The organism is Rhizocola hellebori, from assembly GCF_016862955.1.
Lineage (GTDB): Bacteria > Actinomycetota > Actinomycetes > Mycobacteriales > Micromonosporaceae > Rhizocola > Rhizocola hellebori.
The window spans coordinates 1-20,301 of the sequence record NZ_BONY01000071.1 but is presented as its reverse complement, the minus strand read 5'-3'; the positions used below and the strand labels follow the sequence as shown (position 1 = coordinate 20,301).

Below are 20,301 nucleotides of genomic sequence, written 5' to 3'. Positions count from 1 at the left end.
GTGTTCAAGACTGTGCTCATCGCCAATCGGGGCGAGATCGCGCTGCGCGTCGCCCGCACCTGCCGGGAGATGGGGCTGCGGGTGGTCGCGGTGTATTCCACCGAGGACCGCAACTCGGCCGTGGTAGGCCTGGCCGACCAGGCCGTGTGCATCGGCCCCGGCCCGGCCAAGCTCAGCTATCTCAACCTTTCCGCCGTCGTCGAGGCGGCGCTGGCCACCGGCGCCGACGCGGTGCATCCCGGCTACGGTTTCCTTTCCGAGGTACCGGATTTCGCCGAGGCGTGCGAAACCTCGGGCCTGACCTTCGTAGGCCCGCCCGCCGCTGTCATGGATCGCTTGGGCGACAAGTCATCGGCGCGCCGGGCCATGGCCGAGGTCGGCCTGCCCATGTTGCCGGGCAGCATCGAGCCGATTGTGGACGCGGACATGGCGGCCAAGGTCGCCGCCGATGTCGGCTATCCGGTCATCGTCAAGGCGGTGGCGGGCGGCGGCGGGCGCGGCATGTGCGTGGTCAGCGAGGCCGGTGAACTGCCGCAGCGCTATCGCGAGATCCGCACCACGGCACAGGCGCTGTTCGGCGACGACCGTGTCTACATCGAGCGGTATCTGCCCTCGGCGCGCCACGTCGAGGTACAGGTGGTCTGCGACGGCTACGGCGGCGGCGTGCATCTGGGGCTGCGCGACTGTTCGGTGCAGCGGCGGCGGCAGAAGATTATCGAGGAGACACCGGCCCCGAGCATGCCGGCCTCGCTGACCGAGGAGATCTGCGAGGCGGCCGTGCGCGCGCTGGTCGCCACCGGGTACGTGGGCGCGGGCACCGTCGAGTTTCTCCTCGACGGCCCGGACCGGTGGTACTTCATGGAAGTCAACTGCCGCATCCAGGTCGAGCATCCGGTGACCGAGATGGTCTACGGCGTCGATCTGATCCGCGAACAGCTGCTGATCGCCGCCGGGAATCCGTTGAGCCTGCGGCAAAGCGAGCTCATCCCGCGCGGCGCCGCGATCGAATGCCGGATCAACGCCGAGGACCCGGCGCGCGACTTCCTGCCCACGCCGGGCCAGCTGACCGAGCTTCGCCTGCCGGGTGGCCCGTTCGTGCGAGTGGACACCGATGCCCGCTGCAACAGCCGGATCTCGCCGGCCTACGACCCGCTGCTGGCCAAGATCTCGGTCTGGGGACCGGATCGGCCGCAGGCACTGGCGCGGATGTTGCGCGCCCTGGACGAATTCCACGCCGAAGGTCCCGGCGTGTGCACCAACCGCGACTTCCTGCGCACCGCGTTGCGGCATCAGCCGTTTGTCGCAGGCACCCACAACACCTCGCTGGTGGCCGACTTGGCGCCCGCATTGCCCTGAAGGAGAGGAACCATGCCGACCGAGAAATTCTCCATCGACGACCTCATGACGTTGCTCGTCACCAAGGCGGGCCTGCCACCGCAGGCCCGTACCGAAAATCCACAGTGGACATTCGCCGACATCGGGCTGGACTCGCTGGCGTTCCTGCAGTTGCAGGCCGAGCTGCAGAGCCTCTACCGGGTGGAGCTGCCGTCGGACAAGCCGCTGGCCTACACGTTCGGCCAGATCGTCAGTCACGTCAACGAAAGCCTTGCGCGGGAACAGGAGCGTGTCGCATGAGCGCACCCACTATCGGACATGTCGACAACTCGATTCTCATCAACTCGGACCTGGACCTGGTCTGGGATGTGACCAACGATGTCGAGAACTGGCCGGAGCTTTTCACCGAGTACGCGTCGGCCGAAATCATTGACCGGCAAGGCGCCACGGTCCGGTTCCGGCTGGCCATGCACCCCGATGAGAACGGCAAGGTGTGGAGCTGGGTTTCCGAGCGCACACCGGATCCGGTCAAGCGGCGGGTGGTCGCGCGCCGGGTCGAGCCGGGTCCGTTCGAGTTCATGAACATCGAATGGATCTACACCACCGAGCCGGGCGGCACCCGGATGCGCTGGATCCAGGATTTCCGGATGCGCCCCGACGCGCCGGTGGACACCGCCGCCATGACCGACCGCATCAACGCCAACACGGCGATTCAGATGGACATCATCCGTAAGAAGATCGAGCAGCTAGCAGGTGACAACGCATGACCACGGAACTTGAAGCCACCAGCACCCACCACATCAAGACCATCTCCATCAGCGATGTGCCGGCCAACCGGCGGCGCGGTGGCGACATCCGCACCATCCTGTCTCCCGCCACCTGCGGCGCGACGTCGGGTTTCCTTGGCACGCTTCGGCTTGAGCCGCTGGAAGTGGTGACCGAACACTGGCACCCCTATTCCGAGGAGTTCCTCTTCTGCGTCCAGGGCGTGGTCACGTTGCGGCTCAACGGCGAGGAGCGCCTGTTGAGCGCGAACGAGGGCATCCTCATCCCGATCGGGGTGCGCCACCGGCTGGTCAACGAGGGCTCCACTCCGGCCTTCCTCGTCTTCCAGCTGGCGCCGTTGGCACCGGCGCCGCACCTGGGCCACGTCGACACCGAAGATCTGCCTGAGGAAACCCGCGAGGCCGCGCGATGACCGGCGGCGCCCGCCGCACCGTGGTCACCGGCGTCGGCGTGGTCGCTCCCGGCGGCACCAACCGCGAAGCCTTCTGGAAGCTGTTGACGGCCGGGCAGACGGCGACCCGCAGAATAACGTTCTTCGATCCAGCCGACTTCCGCTCGCAGATCGCCGCCGAGTGCGACTTCGACCCGAAGGCCGCGGGCCTTACCCCGCAGGAGATCTACCGCAACGACCGCTTCGTTCAGTTCGCGCTCGCCGCGGCGGACGAGGCGGTCGCCCAGAGCGGGCTGGATTTCGTCTCCGGGCACGGTGTCGACCACGACGCGGTCGCGGTGAGCATGGGCAGCGCGGTGGGCGCCACCACGCGGCTGGAGGACGAGTACGCCGTCGTCAGCGATCACGGCCGGAACTGGCTGGTGGATCAGCGCTACGGCAGCTCGTTCCTCTACCAGGCACTGGTTCCCAGCGCTCTGGCCACCGAGGTGGCCTGCCGCTACCGTGCGCACGGGCCGGCTGCGGTGGTCTCCACCGGCTGCACGTCCGGGCTGGACGCGGTCGGCTACGGCCATCAGCTCATCGTGGACGGCGACGCCGACGTGGTGATCGCCGGGGCGACCGACGCGCCGATCTCGCCGATCTCCATGGCGTGTTTCGACGCGATCCGGGCCACCTCGGCCCGCAACGATGATGCCGGGCACGCCTCGCGGCCCTTCGACGCCACCCGCGACGGGTTCGTCATGGGGGAAGGGGCGGCGGTGCTCATCCTGGAGGAAGCCGAACATGCCCGGCGTCGCGGGGCCGAGGTGCTGTGCGAGATCCGGGGCTTTGCCAACCGCTGCAACGCCTATCACATGACCGGGCTGCGGCCCGACGGCGTGGAGATGGCCGAGGCCATCAACGCGGCGCTGGCCGAGGCGCGAATCGATCCCACACAGATCGGCTACGTCAACGCGCACGGCTCCGGCACGATCCAGAACGACCGGCACGAGACGGCCGCCTTCAAACGCAGCCTCGGCAACCACGCCTACCGCGTTCCGGTGAGCTCCATCAAGTCGATGGTCGGCCACTCGCTCGGCGCGATCGGCGCCATCGAGGTGGCGGCGTGCGTGCAGTCGATCCGGCACGGGGTGGTGCCACCCACGGCCAACTATGAGCACAGCGATCCGGAGTGCGACCTCGATTACGTGCCGCGGCAGGCCCGCGAGCACCGCGTCGACGTAGCGCTCTCAGTCGGCAGCGGGTTCGGCGGGTTCCAGTCCGCGATCCTGCTCACCAAGCCGGGATGGGGACTGTGATGTCTAAAGCAGAGATGGCCAAAACCGCTGTGGTGACCGGCATCGGGGTGGTCGCCCCGAGCGGGATCGGCATAGAGGAACACTGGCGCAGCACGCTGGCCGGCGAGTTGCGGGTGCGCCCGATCGAGTCCTTCGACGCCAGCGGGTACGACACCGTCCTGGCCGGACAGGTGGACGGATTCAACGTCGAGGACCACGTCGACGCGCGGCTGGTGGTGCAAACCGACCGATGGACGTGGATGTCGCTGGCCGCCGCCCAGCTGGCGCTCGATGACGCCAAGTACGACCCGGCGGCATACGACCCGTACCAGACGTCGGTGGTGCTCTCGGCCGGGTCGGGCGGCAACGAATTCGGCCAGCGCGAGATCCAAGCGTTGTGGAGCAAGGGACGCACGGCGGTCAGCGCCTACCAGTCGATCGCCTGGTTCTACGCCGCCAGCGCCGGGCAGACCTCCATTCTGCACGGCACCAAGGGACCGGCCTCGGTGCTGGTCTCCGAGGGAGCGGGCGGGCTGGACAGTCTCCACGCGGCACGGCGGGTCATCCGGCGGGGCACGCCGACGGTGCTCGCGGGGGGCACCGAGGCGCCGCTGTCGCCCTATGCGCTGGCCTGCCAGATCGCCAACGGCCGCACCACGCACAGCCGTGATCCGCGTGAGGGCTACCAGCCCTTCGATGTTCACGCCAACGGTTACGCACCCGCCGAGGGCGGCGCGGTGCTGGTGGTCGAGGACGAACAGACCGCGCTGGAACGCGGCGCCCAGCAGATCTACGGCGAGATAGCCGGGTACAGGGCCACGCATGACGCGTTCCACCACGAGAATCCGGCGCCGGACAGCCGGCAGCTCATCCGCGCGATGCGCGGCGCGCTCGCCGACGCCCAGGTCCGGCCGGAACAGGTGGGTCTGGTCATCGCGGACGGGGCGGCAGTGCCCGCATTGGACACGCAGGAGGCCGAGGCGATCCGCACCGTGTTCGGCATCTGCGCGGTACCGGTGTGCGCGCCGCAGGGATTCATCGGCCGGCTGTGTTCGGGAGGCGGCGCGCTCAGCGTGGCCACCGCGCTGCTGGCCTTGCGCGACGGGGTGGCCCCGGCGGTGGGCAACCTGACCCAGCCCGTGCCGTGGTACGGGCTGGACTTTGTCCGGCAGCCGCGGGAAATGGAAAAGGACGTGGTGCTCGTCATCGCCCGCGGCCACGGCGGGTTCAACAGTTGCATGGTGGTTAAGCGTTATCGAGAGGGACAGCGGTGACCGAGAACAACGACAAGCCTGTGCGCGCGATCCTGAGGATGCGGGTACGGGAAGGGTGCGAGGCGCAGTTCGAAAGCGCCTGGCGCGAAGCGGCCGCGGAGATCAGCCGGGTGCCCGGCAACCTTCGCCAGGAACTGAGCCGCGACACAGACCAGACGCGGGACTTCATCATCACCAGCGAGTGGACCGACCAGGGGGCGCTGGACCTGTTCGGCCGCAGCGCCGCCCGGGACAGGCTCACCTCGGCCCTGCGCGATCTGCGCGAGTCGGCCGACCGCAGCACGCTGGAGGTGCTGCACGTCGTCGACGCTCAGGCGCCCCGGATCCGGGTGGTGGTCAAGGTGGTCGTCCCGGACGGCAAGGAGGAGTCCTACGAACGCGCCTACCGCAAGGTGGCCGAGCGGATGCGCGGCACTCCCGGGCACACCCGCGAGGAGCTGCTTCGGGAGGTCGGCACCAAGAACTACCACCTGTTCGCCGAGTGGGAAAGCGAAGCGGCCTTCAACGCGTGGGCCGATGATCCGGCTCATATGGAACAGACCGCGCCGCTTCTTCCGTACCTGCTGGAAAGCTTTGAACGCACCACATTCGAAATCGTCGCCCGTCCGGAGGACATGCTGCCGGAGGTCGAGGCGGCGGCCGCGAAGCCGGTGGCGGCCGCCAAACCGGCGCCGGCCGCGAACCCGAAGCCGAGCGCGATTGCCATGCCCGAACCCCGGGCCACCCTGGAGGTCAAAGTGCCAGATCTGCCGCCCCTGACGTCGATCGCCGGATCCAGCGACGCCTCGGCTGCCGAATTCGACACCGACGTGCTCGTGGTCGGGGCGGGCCCGGCCGGGCTCACCCTCGCCATCGAGCTGGCCCGCCGCGGCGTGCGCTGCCGGCTGGTGGAAAAGCGCGCCGAGCCGTCGAGCCAGGCCGACAAGGCCATCGGCATCCAGTGCCGCACCATGGAAATCTGGGAGAACATCGGCGTCGTCGGCGAGGCGATGGACGCCGGCAGCTGGCTGCACGGCCAGACCGTGTTCGTCAACGGCAGGCAGACCCACCAGGTCGACTGGGACCTGCCCGAGGTTCCCTATGCCCACCTTGGCCTGCCGCAGTACGACACCGAGCGGATCCTCACCGGCTGCTTCGAGCGGCACGGCGGCCGGGTCGAGCGGGGCGTGGAGCTGCTCGGGTTCACCCAGGATTCGTCCGGCGTCACCGCCCGGCTCAGCGGCGGCGGGCAGACCTCGCAGCTTCGGGCCCGCTATCTGGTCGGCTGCGACGGCGCGCACAGCACTGTGCGGCAGGCCATCGGCGCCACCTTCGAAGGTGGCATGGGCATGTTCCCGCAGCTGTTCATGCTGGGCGACGTCGATCTGGATTGGACGATGCCCGAGGGTCACCTGCTGCGCTTCATCCACGTCGAGGACGAGGAGATGAAGGGCATGCTGGTGTGTGTGCCGCTGCGCGGGCCCGGCCGCTTCCGGGTGGCGACGCTCGCGCCGCCGCGGCTCATGGCCGAGATCGGCACCGGGCCCATCCCGCCCGGCTTCTCCCAGGAGTACACGCCGCCGACCCTCGCCGACATCCAGACCGTGCTCGATGAGCTGGCTCCGGCCGGGACAACCGCGAGCAACCTGCGCTGGTCGTCGATCTTCCGGATCAAGCACGGCATCGTCGACCGCTATCGGGACGGCCGGGTCTTCCTGGCCGGGGACGCCGCGCACCTGCACCCGCCCGCGGGCGGCCAGGGCATGAACACCGGCATCCAGGACTCGTGGAACCTGGGCTGGAAGCTGGCCAGCGCGGTGAAGGGGACGGCCGCGGCCAATCTGCTGGACAGCTATCAGGCCGAGCGCCGCCCGGCCGGGAAGTCCATTGTGGACAGAGCGGTACGGGTGGCCTTCACCGACGAGATGGACATGGAGGACGAGAAGCTTCAGTTCCTCACCGACATGCAGATGACGCTCACCTACGCGGGCAGCCCGCTGGTCGGTGAGGTGGTCGAAGACTCAGCCGGCTTCGACGGCGGACCCGCACCGGGCGACCGGGCACCCGACGCCGAGCACCTGCGGCGCTTCGGGGTGAGCCACCCGGTGCGCCTGTTCGAGCTGACCCGCGGCACGGCCCACACCCTGCTGGCCTATGTCGACACCTCCACCAAGGAACACGAGGTGATCGGGTTCGAGAAGCTGGCCGCCAAGGTGCGCAGCCAGGGCGCCGGGCTGGTCAACGTCTTCGTCATCGCCCACCCGGACGCCGCCGTGCCACCGCAACTCGACCTGCCCGTGTTGCGGGACACCGCGGACGCCTTCCGCGCCGCCTACGGCATTCGCGGGGGGAGCGCCTATCTCGTCCGCCCGGACGGGCACGTGGGATTCAGGTGCGCGCCCGTCTCCGCGGCGGCGATCGACGAACATCTGTTCAAACTGTTCACTATCTGACCGATTGCGCGGGCTCTCCGGTGATGGCTGTCCAGTCATCGCGGGAGGGCCCGTCCGGCATCGACGGGAACTTCGGATGCGCCTCGAGCCAGCGGGCCACGTGGGCGCGAACCTCCTCGGTGCCGAAGGCCACCTCCGGCGCGAGCACCAGATGGCGTACCTGGGCCTTGGCCCGCATCACCACCGGATCGTCGAGCGCGCAGGGGTTCAAGGCGAACTGGGCTCGCGTCGCGGCGTCGAACGCCCGCCCGGCAAGCATTTCCGGGCCGCCGGACAGGAACGCCTCGTCGCCGCGGTCGACCTTCACCTGGTGGTCGAACCACGGCTTGAGACGCCGCATCGCCCATTCGTGGTAGTCCACGGCGAAGTCCGCCTGGTCCTGCATCGCACCCACGGTCGAGGCCACCCGCTGGGCCGCCAGCAGGGTCAGCGCCACGCCCTGTCCCAGCGTCGGGTTGGTGTGCGTGATCGAGTCGCCGACGCCCAGCAGCCCGGTCACCACCGGGCCGTGCTCGTCCACCAGCGCCGTCCACCGGTTGTCCAGCCCCGCCATGATGTGTACGTCGCCGATGCCCTTGGCCCCCAACCCGAGCCACGCGCCCGGCCCGGGGAAGATGGCGGCCAGCGCATCGAAGATTGTGGTGTCGCGCAGCGCCGTCCGGGTTGGATCGTTCACCGAGATGGCCAGGGTGACCCCGAAGATGTCGTTGTCGCCCGGGAACACCAGGCCGATGGCGAAGGGCGTGACCGAGACGTCGCTGACCCGGCCGGGCACCCGCGGCGCGTCGGGGCTCAGCTTGTACCAGCGGGAGAAGTAGGCGATGCCGATGTTGTGGTTCTCCACCACCGGCGGCCGGCATCCGGCCTGACCGAGCCAGGTGCCTACCGGTGAGCGCCGCCCCGCGATGTCGAGCACCAGGTCGGCGTCGTGGACCTCGGCGCCGCAGCGCACCCCGGTCACCCGGGGGATCGCACCCGTCAGGTCGAACTCCAGCCCGTCGACGGTGTCGCCGCGGCGCAGCTCCACCCCCGCCTGCCCGGAAACCGCCTCGTACAGGGCCGTTTCCAGCAGGACGCGGCGGGTCCTGGTGGTGACCAGATCCTCGTCACCCGGGCGGATCGGCGGGTGGGTGCCGAACCAGTCGAACTCGTGGTATTCGCGCGCTCCCAGTCGCAGCATCGCCGCGTAGACGTCAGGCGCTTCGGCGCGCAGCACGTTGCGGACAGGCGCCATGAACGCGTGCGGCTGGGTGGCCTGTGGCGTGCGCGGCCTGGGCCAGTTGAAGAAGTCTTCATCGAGATTGCCTGTCGGCCAGCGGTTCTCGGATTCGAACACCGTCACCGAGTGACCTCGGCGGCCCAGGAACAGTGCGGTGGCAAGGCCACCGATCCCGCCGCCGATTATTGCGAGCTTCGCCAACCCAATCGCCCCCGTGTCTGGAAGAAATGCCTTCCCAGCATGGTGATGCTGATTCGCTAAGTCAACGGACACGCCGGGGCTGGACCGCTAGGTTCGAGGAGAAGCTGGAAAACCATTACGGGGAAAGGTGAACCATGAACAGAACCATCATCGTCGCTCGCATTCAGCCCGACGCCGAACGCGCCGTGGCGAACGTCTTCGCCGCCTCCGACGCGACGTCGCTGCCGCGCGATCTGGGTGTCAGGCACCGTGCGCTCTATTCGCTTCAGGACATCTACCTGCACGTGATCGACTTCGACGAGGATCCGGGCGTGGCCATGCGCAAGGCCGTCAAACTGCCGGGCTTCCGGCAGATCAGCGAGGAACTCAAGCCGTTCATCAAGCCCTATGACGAGCAGCGCTGGCGCACCCCGCAGGACGCGGTCGCCAACCAGTTCTACCGCTGGAGCGCCACCGAAAGGTGAGCTCAGCGGGGGCGGCCGGGCAGAACGGCCGCCCCCACGCTCTCGGCCGGACAACAATTGCCAACCGTCCGGTGTGGACCGCGAGCCGACGGCCCCCGTTCCCACCGTCGGATCCGCAAAGGTGAACGCCTTCGTCAACCTTGCCGCAGCCAGGTCATACGAATGGGCACATGTGCAGTATCCGTTGGCGATCATGGTTGGGCACAGACAATGCTTCACCGTGGAGGTGGCGGTGAAGTTCCGGGTGCTTGGCGCAGTTCAGATCAACGTCGCAGGTCAGTGGCTTCGGGTGGAACGCCCGCGCCGCCGCGCCCTGTTGGCGTATCTGCTGCTGTCGGCCAACACGACGGTGACCGTCGCCCGGCTCACCGAAGCGCTGTGGGGGCCACACCCGCCCAGCACCTCGCGATCGCAACTAAAGAACGATCTTGCCGCTATCCGGCGGAACCTCGCCGAAGCCGGCTATCCAGATCTCCTGCGCACCCAGACCGCGGGTTACCAGATCGATCTCGAGCCCGGCGACCTTGACCTGCTGGTGTTCACCCAGCGGGTGCAGCAGGCCGAGAGCGAGCTGGCGGCCGGGCGGGCGGCACCGGCGTCCGATCTTTTCCGCTCTGCGCTGAGCCTGTTCAGCGGGCCCGCGCTGGCCGATCTGCGGGCCTGGTTTACCGAGTCGGCGCAGTCGCGGCTGGAGGAGCTTCGCCTCGCCGTGGCCGAGCAACTGGCCGAGGTCGACCTGCTGCTCGGCCGGCATCTGTGGCAGATAGCCGAACTCACCGAGCTGGTGGCCCAGCACCCGCTGCGCGAACGGCTTCGCGGCCTGCTGATGGTGGCCCTGTATAGGGGCGGGCGGCGCGCCGAGGCGCTCGCGGTGGCCCGGGACCTGCGCAAGGTGCTCATCGAGCAGCACGGCTTGGACCCGCAACAGGAGTTCACCGAGCTGGAGGCTCGGATCCTGCGCGGCGACCCGGGTCTGGCGCCCGAGCCCGATCATCCAATCTCGACACAGGTCCCCGCCCAGTTGCCCAAGGACATCTACGCCTTCGTCGGCCGCGAGGTTGAGCTGAAACGGCTGGCCGCCGTGGCCGACGAGGTCGACGGGCCGAACCTGTTGCTCATCGCGGGAAACGCCGGAGTGGGCAAGACCGCACTGGCGACACACTGGGCCCACCGCATCGCGCCCAGCTATCCCGACGGGCAGCTCTACCTCAACCTGCGCGGTTTCGACCCGGGCAGCAACCCGATCGAGCCGCTCGACGCGCTGGCCCGTTTCCTGCGCGCGCTGGGCGCCGACGACGCCGAGATCCCGCGTGAGGTCGATGAGGCGGCGGCCCTGTTCCGGTCGCTGCTCGCCGGGCGGCGAATGCTTGTGCTGCTTGACAATGCGCACTCCGCTGAGCAGGTCCGCCCGCTGCTGCCGGGAGCGCGAAGCTGCCTGGTGGCCGTGACCAGCCGGCGCGCCCTGCACGGGCTGATCGCGCACGAGGGCGCCCATCTGCTTGAGCTTGGCGTGCTCTGCGCCGATGACGCCAAGGAACTGCTGAGCACCGTCCTGCATGACGGCTCCTTCGCCGTCGACGTCGAGGCCACCGACGAGCTTTCCAGACGATGTGGGTACCTGCCCCTCGCGCTTCGGCTGGCGGCCGCGCACCTGACGTGCCACCGGCATCTGCCGATCGCGCGTTACACCAGCGAGCTGGCCGGAGACGACCCACTGGCCGCGCTGGACCGGAGCGCCGGCGAAACCGCCACGGTCAGCGCCGCCTTCGGCGTGTCCTATCGCGAGCTGAGCCCGGCCGCGCAAAGGATGCTGCGCCTGGCGACGCTGGCCCCCGGGGCGGATTTCAGCCTTGCCACGGCTGCCGCGCTCACCGGCCAGACCTTCGTCCAAGCCGGACAGTCCATCGGCGAGCTGCGCGCTATGCATCTGATCAACGAGGATCAGCCGCAGCGCTACTCGATGCACGATCTGTTGCGCAGCTACTGCAGCGCGCGGGCGATGGACGAAGATTCGGCGCAGGCAAGGTCCGACGCCACCCGACGCATGATCGACTTCTACGGGGAAACCGTCCACCACGCCTACCCGCTGCTGCAACCGGTCCGGGCCAAGATTGCGATGGAGCTGGCCCATCCTCCGCTGGAAACGCTCGAGTTTTCCGACCGTGCGGCCGCAATCGATTGGTACGACAAGGAACGCGAGTCCCTGTTGGGGGCCATCGAGCTGGCCTTCGCCAACGGCTGGTTCGCCTCGGCGTGGCAGCTGAACTGCACCCTGTTTCCCTTCTTCCTGCTGCGCCGGCACTGGCCCGAGTGGCTGCGGGCGCTGCAGATCGCTCTGGCCGCCGCCGAACAGGCGCAGGATCTCAACGCCCGGCTCATCACGCACAACATCTTCGGGATCGCCTGCCGGCAGATGGGCGAAAACGCTTCCGCGCGACACCATTTCACCTGCGCGCTGGAGCTGGGAACCACCGTCGGCGCGCCCAGCCGGATAGCGGCGGCGCACGTCAACCTCGCCGACGTGTGCATCGCGGAAGGCCGCCTCGAAGAAGGCGTCGCCCATCTGCGCATCGCCTTGCAGGATCCCGGCTACGGCCACGAACCCGCGCTAGCGTCGGTCACTTATCACACGCTGGGCTGCGCCCTGCTCGACATGCAGGATCTCGGCGAGGCCAAGGCGGCGCTGACCAAGTCCTTGGAGCTGGCGCACGCCTCCGGTGACCCGCTGATGGCCGGCTATGCCCACCTCAACCTCTCCGAGGTGGCGCTGAGCCAGGCACAGGTCGGCACGGCCCGCGCCCATGCCGAGCAACAGCTCGAGCTCGCGGTGCAGACCTCAGACCCGCTGCTGCACGCCACCGCGCTGGACGTGCTGGCGTCCTGCCTCGCGGTCAAGAGCCTGCCCACCGCCCGTGAACACTGGCGTTCGGCGTTGCGCCTCTACCGCGAGCTCAACCATCGCCGCGAACAGAGCCTGGCCGATTGGCTGGCCACCATCGAGACCCAGGCCGAGCCGGTCGCCCTCACCGACCTGCAAGACGTTCGCCTGCACCAGCGCCATCTGCGTTGAAGCCAGGGCCGCGGCCGCGCCCGCTCGCGAGGAACGACGGGCACGACCGCAGCCGGTCTGGAACCGATGGCAGGCCTACTGGGTGAAGACGATCGGGCTGCCGGCCACGCTGGTGTCACGCACCGGCGCGTACTTGGCCGAGAAGAAGGCGTTGGCGAAACACAGCCCCGGACCGCTGGTCTTGGTCAGCTGCTGCGTGGTGAAGGTGAGCGAGTTGTCGGTGTTGCTGGCCGTACCCGAAAGCTGGTTGCCGACCGCGGTGTACACGCACGTGATGTTGCCCAGCAGGGTGCCGAGCACGACCGTGGAGCGCAACGGGTTGCCGCTGATGACAGCCGCCTTGGTGCTGCCGTTGACGCTGACCGTGTAGGGAAGGCTGTTGACCGTCACGCTTCGCACCGCGGTGACACCGAGGACGTTCGCGGTACAGCTGCTGAAGGTTTGGGTGGTAAGGCTCTCGGTGGTGACGCCGCCCGCGGCCGGGTTCGTGAGAACCGTCGCGGCGAAGCTCGACACGGCACACCGCAGGCCGGTGGTGTTGGTGGCCGACGAGAAGAAGGTGGCGTTGGTACCGGCGGCGAGGCTCGCCTGAAGGACGTCCCCGACCGCGACGGCGTTGCCGCCGAGGCTGCCGTAGGTGAGCACGGCGTTGGCGGCGTGGGCGGGCGCGCCCCACAGGGCCAGCATGGTCGCGGCGCCGGCGGCGACGAGGAGCCTGGAGATTGTGCGCATGGTTGTCTCCTTCGACGGATTGTGCTTGCAGCCGTTGGTTTTCGGCTGAACGAGGGCAGAGTGGATCTCCTCGCGGCGCGCAGCTGAGCTGCGGCAACAAGGTGCTGTGGAGAGGGGAACTGATTTCAGGGAGCGGCTGAAAATGCCATCATGTCTATGAACCCCCTACCCGGTCTGAAAGCAGGTAAGTCGGCACCGCACTCACGCCACGGCCATTCCGCAGCTGGCCGGGCGGGTGGTGCGAGGAGTCCACATCGAAATAAAAACCTCCTGATGTTATAAACCTATGGAGGTCCCGAGTCAAGTGAGGGAGGCCAATATGGCGATGGATGATGCCGCCGATCCCAGACTCCCCCTGCTGCCCGGCGCCCGGGTGGCCAGAGACCCGGCGCGGGCCATCAAACGCGGCCCGAGCCGGATCCCACCCGACGTGGTGGCGGCGAACCAGCGCGAGCGGCTCTTCGACGGCCTGGTGCAGATGGTCGCCCTCAAGGGCTATCCCAACGCTCGGGTCGGCGACATCTGCCAGGCGGCCGGGGTCACCAGACCCGCGTTCTACGCGCACTTCGAGGGCAAGGAAGACGCGTTCCTGGCCACCTACCGGCACGGCACGGGCGTGATGCTGGGCCTGATGGCAGCGGCCTTCCACGGCGCCGGTGACTGGCGCACCGGCGTGCGCAACGGGCTCGACGTCCTGCTGACCGTTCTGGCCAGCGTGCCCACCTTCGCGTCCATGGCCATTGTGGAGATCGACGGGGTTGGCACAGCGGCCCGCCGCGAGCGCGATCGGATGCTCAGCCGCTTCCGCGAGTTCTTCGTCAGCGCGCCGCGCCGTGACCAGCTGCCCGACGAGCTTGTCGAGAGCGTCATCGGCGGGATCTACGTCTCCATCTACCGCCAGGTGGCCGCGGGGCGCACCGAGTCGCTGCGCGATCTCCTGCCCACGCTGACCTACTTCGCTCTTGTGCCATTTCTCGGTCACGAGGAGTCGGCCTCCGAGTTGCTGCCGTCGCCGGAAAGCCCTGCTACGTCGCTGCCCTGCGGGGCAACCGTGCCCATGCCGAGCGTGGGCTCGGCATGATCCAGTCACTGACCTAAGTGGATTGACTTGACGACGTTTGATACCCGGCGGTAACTTGCTGGCATCCTCATCGAAATATGGACACGTCGCTAGTTGCTCAACGGTCCGGCAGCCATCCGCAGTGGCCGCCGGCCGCGCGGCAACGCCTGGTAGAGCTCACTCATAGGAGAGCCTCTATGTCCATTGATTCGTCCATCTCGTGGCGGCGTTTCGCGGCCGCCATGCTCACCACCGGCTCGGTCGCGGCAGTCCTGGTCACCTTGACCGCGCAGGGTGTGCTCGCCGCCAACTTCTCCATCTCCGGCCTGCCTTTCACGGTCACCGCCGACAAGATCCAGGGTGAAGGGCTCGAACAGTTTGCCGCGCTTGACGAAATGGCGCCGGGCAGCCCCAACGAGGGCGACACCGGTGGCCAGGTGGTGGTCATCGTGTCGGCGATCCGGGAAGCCAAGCTGACCAACCTGTGTCAGAGCATCGACATGGGCGGCATGTTCCTGCGGATCACCGCCGGCGACAACGGCACCGATGTCACCGCCAGCAACCTGGTCGTCGACTCCGACCTGGTCAGCGGCGACGCCACCTTCGCCGACATCGAGATCGGGCGCGACGCCAGCACCATGGACCGGGTGCCCGACGTCAGCGGCAACATCGGGGTCTTCGGCCAGCAGGCGCGCACGGTGACCATCGAGAACCTGCGCCAGAACAACTTCGCCACCACCGCCTCCAGCTTCAAGCTGCCGCACCTGCGGATCGCCTTTGCCCAAGAGGGTTGCTAGCCGATGTCTGACGCACAGATCGCCGAGGGCGCAACCGGTGCACTGCCGGCGCCCTCGGCGCGCCGCACCTTCCGGCAGTGGCGGCGCTCCCGTCCCTTCTGGGGCGGGCTACTCGTGGTGCTGGGCGGGCTGGAGATCATCGCGACCATCCGCGCTCCGCTGCCGGTCGTGATGCATGTTGGCATGCAAGGAGCCATCGGCTATCTGATCCCGTTCATCATCGTCATCTGCGGGTTCCTGATCGTATTCACCCCCGATCAGCGGATCTGGAACTCATGCGTGGCAATGGTTCTGGCGCTCGCCACCTGGCTGACCTCCAATCTGGGTGGTTTCCTGCTCGGCATGCTGCTCACCCTGGTCGGGGCAGCACTCGCCTTCGCCTGGCGGCCGGGGCAGGGTCCGAGCCGCGCCCCGTAGCTCCATATTGGACAGAAGCGGCTTTGCTGCAACTTCTGGACGCTGGCGGTGCAAATCCTCGTGCCCGCCAGCGGCCCGCAGGTGCAGCAATTGCGGACATACAGCCACGTAACAACGTCGATTTGACTGCAACAATCCTGCACATCGATCTTCTTGACTATAGGAAAGCGCTTTCCCTAGCGTGGTAACCGAAACGTTTCGCACTCTTGCCCGTGGCGCGGCCGGCCGCGGGCAGCTCCTCGGGCCGCCCATGCCCATACGGCGGCCACGAATCGAAAGGACGTGCGAACTTGTCCGCCAGTCCAGCTCAGTTACCGTCTGCTGCCCGTCGCCGGGCCTGGCTCGCCGCCGGGATCGCGACCGCGGTCACCGCGACCGTGTTCCTCATGACCGCCACCGCCCAAGCCGCAACGCTTTTCAGCGACGACTTCAACGACGGCAACGCCAACGGGTGGTCCAAGTCGGGCGGCAGCTGGTCGGTCGTCACCGACGGCTCGCCTGTCTACCAGCAGAGCAGCACCGGCAGCGACGCCAAGGCCCAGGCCGGCTCCGCCTGGGGAAACCAATCGGTGCAAGCACGGGTCAAACCACTGGCATTCAGCTCCGGAACCGGCCGCTTCACCGGCATCATCGGCCGCGGCCAGAGCATGACCAACTACTACTATCTCGTTCTGACCAATTCCCAGGTCCTCCTGGGCAGGCGCAACAGCGGCGGCTACACCACCCTCGCTTCGGCCGCCGCGTCGGTGAGCACCGGCACCTGGTACACCCTAAGGTTCGAAGCCTTTGGCAGCGCCCTGCGCGGCTACCTCAACGGGACGCTCGTGGCCAGCGCCACCGATTCCGCTTTCGCCACCGGCAAAGTCGGTCTGACCACCTACTTCTCCAGCGCCTCCTTCGACGACGTGGTCGTCACGGACACCCCCGGACCGGGACCGTCGATCAGCCCGCCGGTAACCCAGACGCCACCCCAGTCCCCCTCGCCGACGCCTTCCGTGTCGCCGTCGCCCTCGCCGACCCCGACCGGCACCCCGACTCCCCCACAACCGGGCCAGGCCGACGGCTTCGCCGGCGTCAACGCGTGGGGCCAGAACGGCACCTCCGGCGGCGCCGGCGGCGCCACGGTCACCGTCAACACGACGGCGGCTTTCCTCAGCGCGATCGCCCAGCCGTCACCGCTCATCATCCAGGTCAGCGGAATGATCTCGCTCCCCGGACCGATGCACGACGTGACCTCCAACAAAACCATCGTGGGGCTGGGAGCCAACTCCGGGCTCACCGGCGGCGGCCTGAACGTCGGCCTGCCGATCGACGACGACATCCTCTCGCCACCCGCGAACGCGGTGCGCAACGTCATCATCCGCAACATCAGCATCACCAACTGCCCGGATGACTGCATCAACGTGATGATGTTCTCCCACCACATCTGGATCGACCACAACGATCTGTCCAACCAGTTCGACGGCGCCCTCGACGTCAAACGCGGGTCGAGCTACGTCACCATCTCGTGGAACCGATTCCACAACAGCGACAAGAACTCGCTGCTCGGCCACGACGACTCCAACGGCGCGCAGGACATCGGCCGGCTGAAGGTCTCCTACCACCACAACTTCTTCGACGGCAGCATCCAGCGCAACCCGCGGGTCCGCTTCGGTGAGCCGGTCCACATCTACAACAACTACTTCCTGCACATCACCGGCTACGGCGTCGCCTCGCAGATGAACGCCGGCGTGCTCGTCGAAGGCAACTACTTCGATGATGTGGAAAAGCCCACCCGCAACGACGTCGGCGGCACGGCCGGCCGGATCGTGGCTCGCAACAACATCAACGTCAACACCGAGGACCCGATCGTCACCTCGGGTTCGGTCGAGGAGGCGAGCAACTACTACTCGTACACCCTCGACAACGCCGCCAGCATCCCGGCGACGGTCGCCGCCGGAGCGGGTGTCGGCAAGATTTAATCGGGTAAATAAAGCGGGGTGGGCCTGTTTCACAGCGCCCACCCCGCACCAATTTCGGGGAAGGTGTCGAAATCCGGGTCGCAGCTTCGTCCTTAAGGTGAGAACGCCCGTAGCGGCGTACGAGGAGAGGACTGAGCAATGCCCGACAAGACAGCGATGCCGCCCATCGTCTCGGCGAGCGAATGGCGCCAGGCGCGCGATGAGCTGCTGGTGGCCGAGAAGGAGGCCACCCGCAAGCTGGACGCGCTCGCCGCGCGGCGGCGGCGGCTGCCGATGACGGAAATCGACAACGGATACATCTTCGACACGCCGGAGGGGAAGAAGACCCTGGTCGACCTGTTCGACGGCCGGAACCAGCTGGTCATCTACCAGTTCATGGACCGGGGACCGGACACCTACTGTCCGGGTTGCACGGCGTTCACCAACAACATCCCGGCGGCCGGTCCGGCCAAGCTCGCCGCGCGCGGGATCACCTGGGTGACCGTGTCGAACATGCCGCTGGAGCAGATCGAGCGTTACAAGGCCCAGATGGGCTGGACCGTGCCGTTCGTGTCCTCGCACGGCACCTCCTTCGCCAATGACCTGGAGGTCGGCGAAGGCTTCCGGTTCCTGGTGTTCATGCGCGACGGCGACCACGTCTACCGCACCTACGACACCACCTCCCGCGGCGTCGACCGGATGCTGTGGACCTACAACATCCTCGACGTCACCGCCTACGGACGGCAGGAGGACTGGGAGGACTCCCCGGAGGGCTGGCCCCAGCCCTTCTGATCGGGGGAAGGCCGCCGTGGCCGATCCTGGCCACGGGCGGCCGCGGACGGCCCGGGCAGTTGACCGGGCCGAGGCTTGTCACTATCATCTTCTTCGATTGGAAAGCGCTTTCCTCCGCGCTTTACCTGGGGCGCCACCGGGCCGGCGTGTCCACCGATGAGCACTCGACCACGGAGAACACATGAGACTCAAGCCTTTCCTCGCCCTGGCCGCCCTCGCCGCCGGCGCGATCGTCATCTCGCCCGCCTCACCCGCGGCCGCCGCCACCGTCCGCTACGAGGCCGAGAACGCCCCGGCCACCTGCGACGGCACCATCGACTCCAACCATGCCGGCTTCTCCGGCACCGGTTTCTGCAACGCCCGCAACGCTGTCGGCGCGGCCTTGCAGTTCACGGTCAGCGCCTCGGTCGGCACAGCCGCGGTGCTAGTGGTGCGATACGCCAACGGCACGACCACCAACCGTCCCGCCGACGTCTTCGTCAACGGCACCCTGCTGCAGACGCTGCCCTTCGCCGGGACAGGCGCCTGGACCACCTGGTCCGGCAGCACGCTGACGTTCAATGCGATCACGGGCAACAACACCATCCGATTCAGCCCGACCACCGCCAACGGCCTGGCCAACATCGACCTCATCGACTTCACCACCGAAGGGCCGCCTCCCCCGGCCAACAACCTTTACGTCGCGCCCAGCGGCAACGACGCCAACGCCGGCACCCTCGCCGCGCCCCTGCGCACCGTTCAGCGCGCGGTCGACCTGGCCCAGCCCGGGTACACCATCTTCCTTCGCGCCGGCACCTACGCCCCCACCACCAACGTGCAGCTGGTCAAGAGCGGCACATCGAGCCAGCCGATCACGATGACCAACTACAACAACGAGCGGGCCATCATCGACGGCGAGAACATGCCACACACCCCGGCCCCGGTCGGTGGCAGCATCCCGCGCCCGGAACGCGGCGCCATCCACATCGAAGGCGAATACTGGCGGCTGATCGGGCTGGAAATCATCAACGGCCCCTACGGCATCTTCGGCCTCGACACCAACTTCAACATCTTCGATCGCCTCATCACCCGCAACAACTATGAGAGCGGCCTACACTTGCAGGGCGCCTCCGGCAACAACCAGATCATCAACCTCGACAGCTCCGGCAACCGCGACCCCCGCAACAACGGCGAAAGCGCTGACGGCCTGGCCATCAAGGAAGGCTCCGGCACCGGCAACGTCGTGCGCGGCGCGCGTCTGTGGAACAATTCCGACGACGGCCTGGACTTCTGGGAGTTCCTCTCCCCCGTCTTGGTGGAAAATAGCCTGGCCTACGGCAACGGCTTCAACCGCTGGAACATCCCCAACTACAGCGGCGACGGCAACGGCTTCAAACTCGGCGGCGGCGACGTGGACCTGCCCGCCGCGCACATCACCCGCAACAGCATGGCGTGGGACAACTCAGCAGGCGGATTCGTCGACAACGCCAACCCCGGCGCTCTATTGGCCGACCACTGCACCGCCTGGGACAATCCCGGAACAGGCTTCGACTTCGCCGACGCCGACGGCACCCTGACCCGAAACCTGGCGGTAGCCAACGGCACCAACTCGTCGCTAGGCTCAAACTCCAGCGGCAGCAACAACTCCTGGAACCTCGGCGGCACCTGGACCTTCGTCAGCACCGACCCCAGCACCATCACCGGAGCACGACAAGCCAACGGCGCCATCCCATCGTCCACCTTCCTGCGCCCATCCAACGGCGCCGACGTAGGCGCACGATTCTAGCCACCACAACCCAACCGGGGCGCAGGCTTGCACCCGCGCCCCGGTGCCTCACTCTCTTTTCTTTGCGCCGTAGCGCCATTTTTTCTTTGCGCCGTTCCGTAGCCTTTCTTTGCGCCGGTCCGTCGTGGCCGGCCGCCGCACCTCCCGGGCGGCAACGCCACCTCCGTGCGTGGTCACCCCCGGCGGCTCCGCCGCCGACCCGCACGAGCCCACCAATCCCCAGCTGTCGTCCTAATCGGACACTAGCCTCCCGCCTTTGCCTTCCTCTGCGATAATCGGCTCCGCCGCAACGGTTTCCCTCACCCACGACATTCGCGACCAGGCAATTCACTGCTCTGATCCGTTG

17 protein-coding genes are annotated in these 20,301 nt (G+C 67.8%); 15 read left to right on the top strand and 2 right to left on the bottom strand.

Annotated elements, in window-relative coordinates:
• The 7 genes from Rhe02_RS37900 to Rhe02_RS37870 are packed head-to-tail and all read left to right on the top strand — an operon-like array spanning window position 1 to window position 7,498.
• Complete coding sequence (locus tag Rhe02_RS37900; protein WP_203913303.1) at window positions 1-1,356, top strand: acetyl-CoA carboxylase biotin carboxylase subunit; 1,356 nt, start codon at window positions 1-3, stop codon at window positions 1,354-1,356.
• Between the two features lie 12 nt (window positions 1,357-1,368).
• Window positions 1,369-1,635, top strand: coding sequence for an acyl carrier protein (locus Rhe02_RS37895; RefSeq protein WP_203913302.1), 267 nt, complete (start codon window positions 1,369-1,371; stop codon window positions 1,633-1,635).
• Window positions 1,632-2,102 (top strand): SRPBCC family protein, encoded by a 471-nt coding sequence (locus Rhe02_RS37890; RefSeq protein WP_203913301.1) that lies wholly within the window; start codon window positions 1,632-1,634, stop codon window positions 2,100-2,102. Before Rhe02_RS37895 ends, Rhe02_RS37890 begins: the two co-directional genes overlap by 4 nt.
• A complete protein-coding gene (locus Rhe02_RS37885; RefSeq protein ID WP_203913300.1) occupies window positions 2,099-2,533 on the top strand; it encodes a cupin domain-containing protein in 435 nt (144 codons plus the stop codon). Before Rhe02_RS37890 ends, Rhe02_RS37885 begins: the two co-directional genes overlap by 4 nt.
• Complete coding sequence (locus Rhe02_RS37880) at window positions 2,530-3,813, top strand: beta-ketoacyl-[acyl-carrier-protein] synthase family protein (RefSeq protein ID WP_203913299.1); 1,284 nt, start codon at window positions 2,530-2,532, stop codon at window positions 3,811-3,813. Before Rhe02_RS37885 ends, Rhe02_RS37880 begins: the two co-directional genes overlap by 4 nt.
• A gap of 14 nt (window positions 3,814-3,827) precedes the next feature.
• Window positions 3,828-5,066: a beta-ketoacyl synthase N-terminal-like domain-containing protein gene (locus Rhe02_RS37875; protein ID WP_203913332.1), complete on the top strand. Its 1,239-nt coding sequence runs from the start codon at window positions 3,828-3,830 to the stop codon at window positions 5,064-5,066.
• Window positions 5,063-7,498 carry an FAD-dependent oxidoreductase gene (locus tag Rhe02_RS37870; protein ID WP_203913298.1) on the top strand — a complete coding sequence of 812 codons (2,436 nt, stop codon included), beginning with the start codon at window positions 5,063-5,065 and terminating at the stop codon, window positions 7,496-7,498. The genes Rhe02_RS37875 and Rhe02_RS37870 overlap by 4 nt, the downstream gene beginning before the upstream one ends.
• Here the strand turns inward: Rhe02_RS37870 and Rhe02_RS37865 are convergent.
• On the bottom strand, window positions 7,491-8,918 hold the full coding sequence (locus Rhe02_RS37865; RefSeq protein ID WP_203913297.1) for an NAD(P)/FAD-dependent oxidoreductase: 1,428 nt from the start codon (window positions 8,916-8,918) through the stop codon (window positions 7,491-7,493). The two genes, Rhe02_RS37870 and Rhe02_RS37865, sit on opposite strands and share 8 nt — an antisense overlap.
• 134 nt (window positions 8,919-9,052) lie before the next feature.
• Here Rhe02_RS37865 and Rhe02_RS37860 point away from each other — a divergent pair, with 134 nt between their 5' ends.
• The gene (locus Rhe02_RS37860) at window positions 9,053-9,382 is read left to right on the top strand and encodes a TcmI family type II polyketide cyclase (RefSeq protein WP_203913296.1); all 330 of its coding nucleotides are present in this window, start codon (window positions 9,053-9,055) and stop codon (window positions 9,380-9,382) included.
• A 121-nt stretch (window positions 9,383-9,503) separates the two neighbouring features.
• Entirely contained in the window at window positions 9,504-12,452 is a 2,949-nt protein-coding gene (locus tag Rhe02_RS37855; protein ID WP_203913295.1) for an AfsR/SARP family transcriptional regulator, read from the top strand.
• Between the two features lie 75 nt (window positions 12,453-12,527).
• Here the strand turns inward: Rhe02_RS37855 and Rhe02_RS37850 are convergent, their stop codons facing one another.
• On the bottom strand, window positions 12,528-13,184 hold the full coding sequence (locus Rhe02_RS37850; protein ID WP_203913294.1) for a Tat pathway signal sequence domain protein: 657 nt from the start codon (window positions 13,182-13,184) through the stop codon (window positions 12,528-12,530).
• 319 nt (window positions 13,185-13,503) lie between these two features.
• Between Rhe02_RS37850 and Rhe02_RS37845 the strand changes: the two genes are divergently transcribed.
• The 6 genes from Rhe02_RS37845 to Rhe02_RS37820 all read left to right on the top strand — a co-directional run bounded on the left by Rhe02_RS37845 (window position 13,504) and on the right by Rhe02_RS37820 (window position 19,955).
• Window positions 13,504-14,265 carry a TetR/AcrR family transcriptional regulator gene (locus Rhe02_RS37845; RefSeq protein ID WP_203913293.1) on the top strand — a complete coding sequence of 254 codons (762 nt, stop codon included), beginning with the start codon at window positions 13,504-13,506 and terminating at the stop codon, window positions 14,263-14,265.
• Window positions 14,266-14,441: 176 nt separating this feature from the next.
• Window positions 14,442-15,041 carry a DUF6230 family protein gene (locus tag Rhe02_RS37840; protein ID WP_203913292.1) on the top strand — a complete coding sequence of 200 codons (600 nt, stop codon included), beginning with the start codon at window positions 14,442-14,444 and terminating at the stop codon, window positions 15,039-15,041.
• 3 nt (window positions 15,042-15,044) lie between these two features.
• Window positions 15,045-15,458 carry a DUF6114 domain-containing protein gene (locus Rhe02_RS37835; protein WP_203913291.1) on the top strand — a complete coding sequence of 138 codons (414 nt, stop codon included), beginning with the start codon at window positions 15,045-15,047 and terminating at the stop codon, window positions 15,456-15,458.
• Between the two features lie 290 nt (window positions 15,459-15,748).
• Complete coding sequence (locus tag Rhe02_RS37830; RefSeq protein WP_239124316.1) at window positions 15,749-17,419, top strand: pectate lyase family protein; 1,671 nt, start codon at window positions 15,749-15,751, stop codon at window positions 17,417-17,419.
• Window positions 17,420-17,557: 138 nt separating this feature from the next.
• Entirely contained in the window at window positions 17,558-18,190 is a 633-nt protein-coding gene (locus tag Rhe02_RS37825) for a DUF899 domain-containing protein (protein ID WP_239124315.1), read from the top strand.
• A gap of 181 nt (window positions 18,191-18,371) precedes the next feature.
• On the top strand, window positions 18,372-19,955 hold the full coding sequence (locus Rhe02_RS37820; RefSeq protein WP_203913290.1) for a right-handed parallel beta-helix repeat-containing protein: 1,584 nt from the start codon (window positions 18,372-18,374) through the stop codon (window positions 19,953-19,955).
• Window positions 19,956-20,301: the final 346 nt, after the last annotated feature.

What these genes read in the sequence shown, in the direction of transcription:
- Rhe02_RS37895 (WP_203913302.1), top strand. Translation starts at nt 1,369, where the DNA reads ATGCCGACCGAGAAATTCTCCATCGACGACCTCATGACGTTGCTCGTC.
- Rhe02_RS37890 (WP_203913301.1), top strand. Translation starts at nt 1,632, where the DNA reads ATGAGCGCACCCACTATCGGACATGTCGACAACTCGATTCTCATCAAC.
- Rhe02_RS37885 (WP_203913300.1), top strand. Translation starts at nt 2,099, where the DNA reads ATGACCACGGAACTTGAAGCCACCAGCACCCACCACATCAAGACCATC.
- Rhe02_RS37880 (WP_203913299.1), top strand. Translation starts at nt 2,530, where the DNA reads ATGACCGGCGGCGCCCGCCGCACCGTGGTCACCGGCGTCGGCGTGGTC.
- Rhe02_RS37875 (WP_203913332.1), top strand. Translation starts at nt 3,828, where the DNA reads ATGGCCAAAACCGCTGTGGTGACCGGCATCGGGGTGGTCGCCCCGAGC.
- Rhe02_RS37860 (WP_203913296.1), top strand. Translation starts at nt 9,053, where the DNA reads ATGAACAGAACCATCATCGTCGCTCGCATTCAGCCCGACGCCGAACGC.
- Rhe02_RS37850 (WP_203913294.1), bottom strand. Translation starts at nt 13,184, where the DNA reads ATGCGCACAATCTCCAGGCTCCTCGTCGCCGCCGGCGCCGCGACCATG.
- Rhe02_RS37845 (WP_203913293.1), top strand. Translation starts at nt 13,504, where the DNA reads ATGGCGATGGATGATGCCGCCGATCCCAGACTCCCCCTGCTGCCCGGC.
- Rhe02_RS37840 (WP_203913292.1), top strand. Translation starts at nt 14,442, where the DNA reads ATGTCCATTGATTCGTCCATCTCGTGGCGGCGTTTCGCGGCCGCCATG.
- Rhe02_RS37835 (WP_203913291.1), top strand. Translation starts at nt 15,045, where the DNA reads ATGTCTGACGCACAGATCGCCGAGGGCGCAACCGGTGCACTGCCGGCG.
- Rhe02_RS37825 (WP_239124315.1), top strand. Translation starts at nt 17,558, where the DNA reads ATGCCCGACAAGACAGCGATGCCGCCCATCGTCTCGGCGAGCGAATGG.
- Rhe02_RS37820 (WP_203913290.1), top strand. Translation starts at nt 18,372, where the DNA reads ATGAGACTCAAGCCTTTCCTCGCCCTGGCCGCCCTCGCCGCCGGCGCG.